Here is an 11,158-nt window from a genome sequence, read left to right as displayed (position 1 = left end):
TTACACTCCGATCGAAGCCTTCGTGACCGCCGGGATCATCTACCTGGTTTTGGTCGCGCTGCTTACCCGCCTGCTGCGTCTGCTCGAACGGCGCTTGTCGCGCCACCTGCTGGGGCCGCCGGAAACCGAGCTGGCTCAGGATCGCTAATCCTGCCCGTGGTTTTTCCATGCCCGTCCGGTCCGCCCGTCCACTTCGTCGTCCCATCGGGACTTTTCATCCCCTGGAGATCCGGGGGCGGCGGGCGGCCGTGTGGGGGCACGCGGTCGCGGCCGCCGGGCTGGGAGTCCTGGCCCTGACCTTGCCCGTGGTCGGCGGTGGGGCGGGGGCGGCGTGGATGATGGCCTTGCTCGTGCCCGCCGTGTGGATGGGCTTGCAGGCCTGGGGCCACGCGGTCTTGCGCATCGAGGTGGGGCGCGCGGGCCTGCGGTTCCGGGTGCCGGGCGAGGTGATGGGGGTGTTCGTGCCTCCCGTTCAGGACATCCGCTTTCCGTGGATGGATGTGGAAAGCGTTCATCTGATGGAAGGCCTGCGCTCCCAGGATCCCGGCATTCTGGGGCGGGCCCTGGAGCCACTGGGCGGCGTGCTGCTGATCCGCGCCGGCGACCGGAGCGTGCGGCTCACGGGGGCGATGCTGGGGGCCCAGATGCTTGACGTGGCCGAACTGGTCGCGGTGGGCGCCGACAAGCCGGTGCATGGCGGCTCGGAAACCTTCCATCCCGGGGACTGGTAAACGCCCCCCGCCAGCCTTTCATGCTCCGGCTGAAAAAAAGGCCGGTCCCCGGAAAGGCCGGGGGCCGGTCAGTCAAGCAGGCGGGAGGAGGACGGAAAGAAAACAGACTCAGGCGCAGGCCCGGGTCGGCGCCAGGGCTTCGTGCCGGGCCTGGAAGGCATCGGGGGCGGCCTGGCCCAGCTGGTCCTCGCTCACCGTTTCCAGGCGCCACGCCGTGGGATCGGCGAGCAGGGCACGCATCAGAATGTTGTTGTGGGCGTGGCTGGAGCGCACCCCGTGATAGCGCCCGATCAGCGGGCGGCCGCTCATGTACAGATCGCCGATGGCGTCCAGGGCCTTGTGGCGCACGAACTCTTCCTCGTAGCGCAGGCCGTCTTCGTTCAAGATCACGTCGTCATCGACGACCACGGCGTTTTCCAGCGAGCCGCCCAGCCCCAGGCCGGCGGCATGCATCCGCTCGACTTCCTCGCGCAGGCCAAAGGTGCGCGCCCGGGCCAGATGGCGGCGGAACACCGATTCCGACAGGCTGAAGCGACAGGACTGGCGACCAATGGCCCGGGCCTTGAAGTCGATGTCGAAGGAAATCGACAGGCCACGCTCGGCGGGCATCAGGCTGGCGGAAACCGGGCCATCGTTGATGTGCACGGGCTTGAGCACCCGCAGCGCCCGGCGCGGGGCCGGCTGCACGGTTTGACCGGCGCATTCCAGCAAGAACAGGAACGGGGCGGCGCTGCCATCCATGATCGGGATCTCGGGCCCGTCGATGTCCATCACCAGGTTGTCGATGCCCAGGGCGGCCAGGGCGGCCATCAGATGCTCGACCGTGCTCACCCGGGCGCCCGCGTCGTTGGCGAGCGTGGTGCACAGACGGCCATCGACCACCCGTTCAACCGTCACCGGGATGTCGCGGTCGGTTTCGGCATCCAGGTCAACCCGACGGAAAATCAGGCCGGTGTCGGGGGCGGCGGGATGCAAGGTCAAGGTGGCGGGGCGCCCGCTGTGGACGCCAACCCCGGTGCAGCTGATCGGCGTTTTGATGGTGCGTTGCAAGGCTGTTCCCAGGGCGACCACCGGAACGTCGCGATCCGTGTCGGTCTGTGCCTCCCCCGCGGGCTCGTCGCCCCACCAGTTCAGTCCGTCCATGACGCGCGTCCCATTGCTGTTATTGCGATGCAAAACCAAGGCGTTGGGGAGAGTTTTCCCCAGGAAGGGAGCGCTTCCCCTTGTCTCCCACCGGGAGGGTTTGAGAAGCGCGGGCCTTCGAGAATGCTTGTAAGCGGATGGGGGCCAAGGCTCAAATCAATCATTGTTGCAGTATGTTGCGAGCGTGTGCTGAGGCTTGGTGCGCACAACGAAAAGGGGCCCGCCACTGGGGGGGCCCCTCTTGGGAAAAGGTGAGGGTTTGTCGCGAGTCCCGGGGGACTCGCGGATCAGTTCGCCTGCCGGCGCAAGAAGGCCGGGATCTCCAGATGATCGTCGCCTTGCGACGACACGGGACGCTCGCGGGGATCGGCGCTCAGCGGCTTGGCGATCAGGGGCGCCTGCTGGCCCTCGCGCGATTCTGGATGACTGGCCCGGCTGCCCAGGCCGGTGATGCGAGCCAGCAAGCTGGGCTTTTCCGCGCGGGCGGGGGCGGGGGCCGGGGCCGGAGCGGGGGCGGGTTCCTCGGCCTGGGCCGCGCGCGCCTGCGGACGGCTGGCGCTCGCGGGGAAGGGAACGCGGGCCGGTTCCGGGAGCGGGGGCGGGAAGTGGGGAACGGGCGCGCTCATCTCGGCCTCGGGCGCGGCCGGGGCCTGCTCCTCGATCGTCGCGTGATGGGCCGTCGTGTGATGGTGGGGCACCGAGTGATGGGGCGCCGGCTCCTCGGCATAGGCCTCGGGGGCGATATCGGTTTCCATCACCGGCGCGGGCGCGGGCATGTCGTAGCGCGGCGCCTCGCGGGCCTTGATCGCCGCCATGGCTGCCTGGGCCGCCCGCCCTGCCGCGCCGGTGTCCATGGGCGGCTGCGGGATGAAGGTATCGCGCGACAGACGCGAGCCCACCGGCCGCTTGATCTCGGCGGAGCGGGCGCCCAGCGGCAGGGTCGGCGCGCTGGCCGGCGACCGCGCCGGGGTGGCCCGGGTGGGCGCGTTCAGGGTCGTGGAGTGGGACGGGGCCGGCGCGGTGTGCGTTTCGCGCTTGGCGTTGGCTTCCAGCACCAGGGATTCCAGCAGCCGCACGGACTGCTCGCCCTTGGCCGCGCGGGCCGGGGCGGCTTCGCGGGGGGCCTCGGCGCGGGGCGCCGGGGCGCTGGCGGCCGCCATGCCGCTGGCCAGGGTGCCGTAGGTGCCGCCCGTGGGCGCCGGAGCGGTGGCGCGCAGCGACGACACGGCGGCCTGCACGGCGCGCGACGCCGGGCGCACGGTGCCGGCGGGCTTGGTGGCGGCGGCGGCCGCGGCGGGGCGGGTCTCGACGCTGGAACGGGCCGGGGCCACGATCGGGGCTGCCGGGGCGGGGGGGGGCATGGCCGCTTGCTGCTGCGGGGCCGGGGTGGCCGAGCGTCCCATGGCTTCGGCGCTGATGCCCGTGGCCACCACCGAAACGCGGATGCGGCCATGCAGGGAGTCGTCGAGGCTGGATCCAAAGATGATGTGCGCCTCGGTCTCCACTTCCTCGCGGATGCGGTTCGCGGCCTCGTCGACTTCGTACAACGTCACGTCGGTGCCGCCCGTGATGTTGATGAGAACGCCCCGCGCGCCGCGCATCGAGGTGTCTTCCAGCAGCGGATTGGCAATCGCGGCCTCGGCGGCGTCCAGGGCGCGGCGTTCGCCCTCGGCCTCGCCCGTGCCCATCATCGCCCGGCCCATGTCGTGCATCACGGTGCGCACGTCGGCGAAGTCCAGGTTGATCAGGCCCGGGTTGATCATCAGGTCGGTGACGCTGCGCACGCCCGAGTACAACACCTCGTCGGCCAGCTTGAAGGCATCGGCGAAGGTCGTCTTTTCGTTGGCGACGTGGAACAGGTTCTGGTTGGGGATGATGATCAAGGTGTCCACGAACTGGGCCAGTTCGTCGATGCCGGCTTCGGCCAGGCGCATGCGGTGCGCGCCTTCGAACTGGAACGGCTTGGTGACCACGCCCACGGTCAGGATGCCCAGCTCGCGCGCCACGCTCGCCACCACCGGGGCCGCCCCGGTGCCGGTGCCGCCGCCCATGCCGGCGGTGATGAACACCATGTTGGCACCTTGCAACTCGGAGGCGATGCCTTCGATTGCTTCCTCGGCGGCGACCCGACCGATTTCGGGGCGCGCGCCGGCACCCAGGCCGCGCGTGGCTTCGGTTCCCAGTTGAATCCGACGGCTGGTACGCGAATGGCTCAGCGCCTGGGCGTCCGTGTTGGCGACGACGAAATCAACGCCGTTCAGGTTCGCCTCGATCATGTTGTTGACCGCGTTGCCGCCGGCACCGCCGACACCCACCACCGTTATGCGTGGGCGCAAGTGGGGCGTATCGGGCCCCTCGGGAATGTTCAAGGTAAGAGCCATGGCTTGGGTCTCCGGGTCACTGGATATCGACGTGATGGGGGGGCCAAGTCCCCAGTTCTTGACCGGTTTTTTTGTCCGCGCGCCCTCCCTTTACCGCCCTGGGGGATGACGCGCCGGAATTGCGATATAGCCACATACTACTACTAAAAGTTTTCCTTCCACCAACGGGCGAAACGCCCCAGGGGGCCGGCGCCGGCCAGGTCCTCGGCCGTCGTATCGGATTCCGGTGTCTCCACCTGGTGGCGCAGCGCGTAGCGCAGTAAGCCGGCGCAGGTGGAAAAGGCAGGACCGGATACACTGTCGGCCAGCCCCCGGATGCGTTGCGGGCGTCCTTGACGGATCGGGCGGTCGAGAATGATCTCGGCCAGGTCGCGGATGCCCTGGAGTTGGCTTGCCCCGCCGGTCAGGATCACCTGGCGCCCGCCAATCTTGCGCAGGCCGCTGGCGTCGAGATGGGCTCGGGCCAATTCGAATGTTTCTTCAAGGCGCGGGCGGATGATCTGAATGAGCATCGAGCGCGGAACCTCGTGAACGTTGGCCTCTTCGTCGTCCCCCACCTGGGGGACGCGCAGCAGCTCCCGGTTATCGGACGGTGAGGAGAGGCAACTGCCGTGAACTGTTTTCAGCCGTTCGGCGGCGGCCAGCGGGGTGGTGAGCCCCTGCATGATGTCGTTGGTCACATGCTGGCCGCCGATGGGCAAGGTGGCGGTGTGGATGACGTGCCCTTCGTTGAACACGGCAATCGAGGTAATCCCGCCGCCCATGTCGATGACGGTCACGCCCATGGCTTTTTCGTCCTCGCTCAGGCAGGCGAGGCCAGAGGCGTAGGGGCTGACCACCCGGTCCTCGATATCCAGGTGGCAGCGTTCGATCACCGTTGCCAGGTTGCGCAACGGCCCGACGGCGGCCGAAACCAGGTGGATGGAAACCCCCAGGGTCTGGCCGAACATGCCGCGCGGATCGAGAACGCCGTCCGCGCCGTCGATGGCATAGGAAATGGGAAGGCAGTGGACCAGCTCGCGGTCGAGCGCGGTGTGCTGTTCACGGCCAAAGGCCTGGATGCGCCGCACGTCCGACCCGCGAACCTCGTGGCCCGCGATCGACATTTCCACGTCGACCCGGGTCGAATGCGGCTGTCCGCCCGACACGTTGATCACCACCTGCCCGATGCGCTCGCCCGCCATCTGCTCGGCCGCGTCAACGGCGGCGCGCACGGCCAGTTCCAGGTCGTCCATGTTGGCGACCTGGCCGGCGCGCATCCCGCGCGAGCGGTGATGGCCGATCCCCAGCACCCGCAGGTGACCGTCTTCTTCTTCCTTGGCGATCAGGCAGGCGATCTTGGTCGAGCCAACATCCAGGGCAGCCACCAGGCCATCGCGCTGGCGACGGGGGGGGGTGGCACGGTGCTCCTTGCGGCGCGCGCGCGGTGTGGTGTCTCGGGTCATGGCGTCCCTAGGCATCCTGCCCTCTCGTCCGGGTTCCGGGGCCGGCGGGACGGGCGCGTTGCGGGGTGAGGGTCTTGCGGCCGGGGGTTCCGGCCTTCGGAGCGGTCTCCTCGGCATGGGCGCGGACCCGGACCACCAGAAGGTCGGGCAGGCGCATGTCGATCACTTCGATATCGCGGGCCAGCAGGTCCTGTTCGTGATCCAGGCGGACCAGCTCGGCCAGCGCGCGATCCGGGGCGGTCTCGGGCAGGCGGATCAGGATGCCGTTTTCGAGCGAGCCGACCTGAAGGCTCCAGCGGCGTTCGCCGATCAAGGTTGCCGCCACCACCTTGCCCGCCAGCCTCGGCTGGGCCGACAGCATCGCGAGCAACGCCGCCGCGCGCTCGGGCGCGCCCGGGCCCACCACCAAGGGGAGATGCGACCAGGCGGCGGGATCAACCGGCACCGCGCGTCCTTCGCGGTCAATGACCGAGAACGTGCCGTTCAGCTGCCAAAGAGCCATGGGCACCCGTTCACGCAGCGCGATGTGCAGGTGATCGGGCAGGCGTCGTTCCACCCGGGCCTCGGCAACCCAGGGCAGTTTTTCCAGGCGTTCGCGCACCCGCGCCGGGTCAATGGCCAGCAGGGGAGATCCCTGGGGCACGCCCACGGCGTCGAGGATGTCGGAAGGGTCGGTCAGGCGTCGTCCCACCACCGAAATCTGCGCGAGAACCAGGGCATCGTCGGCGAATGGGGCCGTGGCCGGGGTGCCCGTGGTGGTGTCGAGCGCGATGGCCGCCGGCGGCTGGGAGCGAATCCAGTCCACGAGGGCCGGCGCGCGGATCCCCAGGAAGGCCACGCCCGCCACGCCAGCCAGCAGAAAAACCAGGCTGCCCCGGGTCACGGTGGTGGCCAGGGGGCGGCCCGGGCGCAAGGCCAGGGTTTCCTCTCCGGCATTCCTCGCGCGGCGGACGCGGGACCGGGAAGGGATCGTGGGAGGGCGCGAGGCACTTAGGGGTCGCATCGGGCGTTCTCCACCATCCATGTGACGAGCGCTTCGAACGACAGCCCCGCCAGGGCGGCTTGTTCGGGCACGAGGGAAGTCGATGTCATTCCTGGTTGAGTATTAACCTCTAGCATAAAAAGTGATTCCCCGTCAAAGCGGAGATCTGCCCGACTAACGCCACGGCACCCCAACGCTTGATGGGCAATCACGGAGAGTCTCATTGCTTCTTTTGCTACTTCAGGTGCTACCGGCGCCGGGATAATATGCCGGGATCCCCCCGGAATATACTTGGCATCATAATCGTAAAACCCTCGGGCCGTTGTGATCTCTGTCACTCCCAGGGCACGATCTCCCATGACCGCGACCGTCAGCTCGCGCCCCGGGATGAACCGTTCCACCATTACCCGATCCCCGAACGGCCAGTCGTCGCGCGTGAAGGGTAAATCGTTGGTGGCCTCGGTGACGATGGTCACGCCCACGCTGGAGCCTTCGTTCAGGGGCTTGACCACGTAGGGCCGGTCCATGGCGGTGCCGGCCAGCACGCTCGCGCGGTCGGCGATCACATGCGAAGCCACCGGAATGCCCGCGTCGGCGAACACCAGCTTGGCGGTGGGCTTGTCCATGGCCACGGCACTGGCCAGGCGCCCCGAGTGGGTGTAAGGCAGCCCCATCAGGTCCAGGAGCCCCTGGATCGCCCCGTCCTCGCCAAACCGCCCGTGCAGGGCGTTGAACACCACGTCGGGGCGATCGGCGCTCAGGCTTTCGATCAGGGCCCCGATGTCATGGGTGACGTCCAGGGGGCGCACGGCGAACCCCGCGCGCTCCAGGGCCTGGCTGACCGCCTGCCCGCTGTTGAGGGAGACCGCGCGCTCGTTGGAGCAGCCGCCCATCAAGACCGTGATCGTCCGGGGTCGGCTCATGAGGCGTCTCCTGTCGTGTTGTCCCGCGTGTCGCCGGAAGGAAGGGAATCCGGGGCCTTGATGCCCACGCGCCGGATCTCCCAGCGCAGATCCACGCCACTGGTGGCCCGCACCCGCTCGCGCACCAGTTCGCCCAGGGATTCCAGGTCGGTGGCGCTGGCGGTCCCGGTGTTGAGCAGGAAATTACAGTGCTTGTCGCTGACCCGGGCCCCGCCCAGTTCCAGGCCCCGGCAGCCGGCCCGGTCGATCAGCTCCCACGCGCGCGGGCCCTCGGGCGGATTGGCGAAGGTCGATCCGCCCGTGCGGGCGCGCTCGGGCTGGCTGTCCGCCCGGACCGACTGATACGCCGCCATGCGCGCCGCGATCGCTGAGTGGTCGTCGGGCGTGCCCTTCAGCGTCACCTCGGTGAAAATCCAATCTTCCGGCAAACCGCAGTGCCGGTAAGAGAGACTTAACCGATCCGGGCTTAGGGTGCTGGAGTGGCCGGATCGGTTGACCGCGCGCACCGAAACAAGAAGATCGGCAAGGCAACGCCCGTGGGCGCCCGCGTTCATGCGCACCGCGCCCCCCAGGGTGCCCGGAATCCCGGCCAGGAATTCGAAACCCGCCAGACCCGCGTCGGCGGCCACCCGCGCCACCGTGGCGTCCAGCGCGGCCGCGCCGGCAATGATATGCTCGCCTTCCACGCGCACTTCGGCAAAGGCCCGGCCCAGGCGGATGACCACCCCCGGGATCCCGCCGTCGCGCACCAGAAGATTCGATCCCACCCCGATCACCATCAGGGGATCGGACGCCGGCAAGGCGGCCAGGAAGGCGCGCAGGTCTTCAAGGTCGGCGGGCTTGAACAAAACCTCGGCCGGTCCGCCCACGCCAAACCAGGTCATGCCCGACAAGGCGCGTCCCAGGCTGATCCGCCCGCGCGTGGCCGGCAGGCGCTCGCCCAGCGGGGCCCGGGCCGCGAGGGCCTGGGATCCCGAGAGCCGCGCCCGAAGGCTGCTGTCGTGCAAGGCGGGGGTCAGGGTCATGACGGCGTCCCTTGCACCTGGCGCTGGGTGCGCAGAACCTTGGCCAGACGGTCGGGCAGGGTCTGCGCCCAGGTGGTGATCGAGCCCGCCCCCAGGCACACGACCAGATCGCCGCGCTTGCCAAGGGCCGCGATCATTTCAGGCAGGGCTTCCGCATTGGGCAGCACGTGCACGGCGCGGTGTCCGTGGACCTTGAGCCCTTCGACCAGGGCTTCCTTGCTGGCCCCCGGAATCGGCGCCTCGCCGGCCGGATACACGTCGGCCACAATCACCGTGTCGGCGTCGTTGAAGCAGGTGCAAAAATCCTCGAACAAGCTGTTGAGGCGCGAATAGCGGTGCGGCTGCACCACCGCGATCACGCCCCGGGTGGTCGCGTCGCGGGCCGCCTTCAAGACCGCCGAGATTTCCACCGGATGGTGACCATAGTCATCGATGACGGTAATGCCGCCGGCCTCGCCGATGCGGGTAAAGCGGCGGCGCACGCCCTTGAAGCGGGCCAGCCCCTCGCGCAACACCGCGTCGGTCAGCCCCATCTCGACCCCGATGCCGATCGCGCCCAGGGCGTTCAGCACATTGTGCTGGCCGTACATGGGCAGGCGCATCCCTTCGATGGTGCGCTGGGCCCGGGTCTGACGGTCGGTCAGCACCACGTCGAACACGGCGCCCTGGGGACCCAGGGCCAGGTTGACGGCGCGCACGTCGGCTTGCGGGCTCAGTCCGTAGGTAATGATCTTGCGATCCTGGACCTGGGGAATCAGGGCCTGCACCTCGGGGTGGTCCAGGCACATGCACGCGAAGCCGTAGAACGGCAGGTTGTGGATGAACGCCCGGAACGCCTCGCGCACCCGGTCGAAGGTGCCGTAGAAATCCAGGTGCTCGGGATCGATGTTGGTGACGATGGCCAAGGTGGCGGGCAGCTTGACGAAGCTGCCGTCGCTTTCGTCGGCCTCGACCACCATCCAGTCGCCGTTGCCCAGGTAGGCGTTGGTGCCGCGCGCGTTCAAGATGCCCCCGTTGATCACGGTGGGATCCAGGCCGGCGGTTTCCAGAAGCTGGGCCACCAGCGAGGTGGTGGTGGTCTTGCCATGCGTGCCGGCGATGGCGATCGACCACTTCAACCGCATCAGTTCGCCCAGCATTTCGGCGCGGCGCACCACGGGCAGGAAGCGGGCGCGCGCTTCCATGACCTCGGGGTTGGTCGGCTTCACCGCCGAGGAGATCACCACCACCTGGGCGTCGCCCAGGTGGGCGGCGGCGTGGCCGATGGAAACCGGGATCCCAAGATCGCGCAGCCGCTTGACGTTGGCGTTCTCGTTCAGGTCCGAGCCTTGCACCCGGTAGCCCAGGTTGTGCAGAACCTCGGCGATGCCGCTCATGCCGATGCCGCCAATGCCCACGAAATGCAAGGGGCCGATGTCCAGGGGAAGGGCTCTCATGAGTGGATCTCCCGCGTGCGGGCGGTGGCCAGAACCAGATCGGCGAGGCGGGCGGCGGCGTCGGGCACGCCAACCGCGCGCGCGCAGCGGGCGGCGCGGGCCAGGGCCTCGGGGGCGTTCATCAGGGCTTCCAGGCGTTCGGCCAGGGCCTGGGGGGTGAGGGGGCCTTGCGGCATCAGCCAGCCTCCGCCGGCTTCGTCCATGCCGCGCGCGTTGGCGGTCTGGTGGTCATCGATGGCGTGGGGGTAGGGGATCAGCACCGCCGGGCGCCCCAGTACCGCCAGCTCGCCCATGGTCGAGGCCCCCGAGCGACACACGACCAGGTGAGCCTGGGCGAGGCGTCGCGGCAGGTCGGTGAAGAACGACGAGAGTTCGACCCCGGCAAGCCCCAGATCCTGGACGCGGGCCTGGGCGGCTTCCAGATCCTCGGGGCGGCTTTGCAAGGTCAGGTGCAGCCGCTGGCGCTGGGAGTCGGGCAACAGGGCAATGGCCTCGGGCAGCAAGGTGGAGAACACGCGCGCCCCCTGGCTGCCGCCGGTGACCAGCAGCCGGAAGGGCTCGTCGGCGCCGGCCGGCTGGTAGGGCTCGTCGCGCAGGGCGAGCACGGCGGGACGCACCGGCATGCCCGTCCATACCGGCGTGATGCCGGCCGGGGCCTGGCCATGGGCGAAGGCCACGGCAAAGCGGCTCACGCGCGGCGCCAGCATCCGGTTGGCGCGGCCGGGCAGGGCGTTTTGCTCGTGGACCACGGTGGGCCGCTTCTGACGGATCGCGGCCAGGAGCGGCGGCAGCGAGGCATAGCCCCCGAAGCCGACCACCACGTCGGGATCGAGGCGGCGCAGCAGCCCCAGGGCCTGGATCAGCCCGAGGCCCAGTTCCACCGCGCCCCGGGCCCGGCCGACCAGGCCGCGCCCGGCGATGCCCCCGGCCAGGATGCGCCGGGTTTCCAGGCGTCCCAGGGTGCCGCCAAACGCCTCGCCCCGGCGATCGGTGACAAGGGTCAGGCGCGCGCCGCGCCCCAGCAGGGCGTCGGCCAGGGCCTCGGCCGGGAACATGTGTCCCCCGGTGCCGCCGGCGGCGAGCACGACATGG

9 protein-coding genes are annotated in these 11,158 nt (G+C 69.4%); 1 reads left to right on the top strand and 8 read right to left on the bottom strand.

The features are described from left to right. Positions 1 to 167: 167 nt before the first annotated feature. A complete protein-coding gene (locus ROR02_RS09850) occupies positions 168 to 731 on the top strand; it encodes a hypothetical protein (protein WP_147163855.1) in 564 nt (187 codons plus the stop codon). Positions 732 to 839: 108 nt separating this feature from the next. Here the strand turns inward: ROR02_RS09850 and lpxC are convergent, their stop codons facing one another. The 8 genes from lpxC to ROR02_RS09810 form a co-directional block, all read right to left on the bottom strand. Next, entirely contained in the window at positions 840 to 1,874 is a 1,035-nt protein-coding gene (lpxC, locus tag ROR02_RS09845) for a UDP-3-O-acyl-N-acetylglucosamine deacetylase (RefSeq protein WP_147163854.1), read from the bottom strand. A 287-nt stretch (positions 1,875 to 2,161) separates the two neighbouring features. Beyond that, on the bottom strand, positions 2,162 to 4,255 hold the full coding sequence (gene ftsZ, locus ROR02_RS09840; protein WP_147163853.1) for a cell division protein FtsZ: 2,094 nt from the start codon (positions 4,253 to 4,255) through the stop codon (positions 2,162 to 2,164). A gap of 143 nt (positions 4,256 to 4,398) precedes the next feature. After that, positions 4,399 to 5,700: a cell division protein FtsA gene (gene ftsA / locus ROR02_RS09835; protein WP_246135490.1), complete on the bottom strand. Its 1,302-nt coding sequence runs from the start codon at positions 5,698 to 5,700 to the stop codon at positions 4,399 to 4,401. Between the two features lie 7 nt (positions 5,701 to 5,707). Continuing rightward, the gene (locus tag ROR02_RS09830) at positions 5,708 to 6,619 is read right to left on the bottom strand and encodes a cell division protein FtsQ/DivIB (protein WP_407672624.1); all 912 of its coding nucleotides are present in this window, start codon (positions 6,617 to 6,619) and stop codon (positions 5,708 to 5,710) included. Between the two features lie 71 nt (positions 6,620 to 6,690). Continuing rightward, the gene (locus tag ROR02_RS09825) at positions 6,691 to 7,605 is read right to left on the bottom strand and encodes a D-alanine--D-alanine ligase (protein WP_147163850.1); all 915 of its coding nucleotides are present in this window, start codon (positions 7,603 to 7,605) and stop codon (positions 6,691 to 6,693) included. Next, complete coding sequence (murB, locus tag ROR02_RS09820; protein ID WP_147163849.1) at positions 7,602 to 8,630, bottom strand: UDP-N-acetylmuramate dehydrogenase; 1,029 nt, start codon at positions 8,628 to 8,630, stop codon at positions 7,602 to 7,604. Before murB ends, ROR02_RS09825 begins: the two co-directional genes overlap by 4 nt. Then, the gene (gene murC, locus ROR02_RS09815) at positions 8,627 to 10,066 is read right to left on the bottom strand and encodes a UDP-N-acetylmuramate--L-alanine ligase (RefSeq protein WP_147163848.1); all 1,440 of its coding nucleotides are present in this window, start codon (positions 10,064 to 10,066) and stop codon (positions 8,627 to 8,629) included. The genes murB and murC overlap by 4 nt, the downstream gene beginning before the upstream one ends. After that, positions 10,063 to 11,121: a UDP-N-acetylglucosamine--N-acetylmuramyl-(pentapeptide) pyrophosphoryl-undecaprenol N-acetylglucosamine transferase gene (locus ROR02_RS09810; protein ID WP_147163856.1), complete on the bottom strand. Its 1,059-nt coding sequence runs from the start codon at positions 11,119 to 11,121 to the stop codon at positions 10,063 to 10,065. Before ROR02_RS09810 ends, murC begins: the two co-directional genes overlap by 4 nt. Positions 11,122 to 11,158: the final 37 nt, after the last annotated feature.

The organism is Pararhodospirillum oryzae (genome assembly GCF_007992075.1).
Taxonomy (GTDB): domain Bacteria; phylum Pseudomonadota; class Alphaproteobacteria; order Rhodospirillales; family Rhodospirillaceae; genus Pararhodospirillum; species Pararhodospirillum oryzae.
This window is presented reverse-complemented; position numbering and strand designations above follow the sequence as displayed.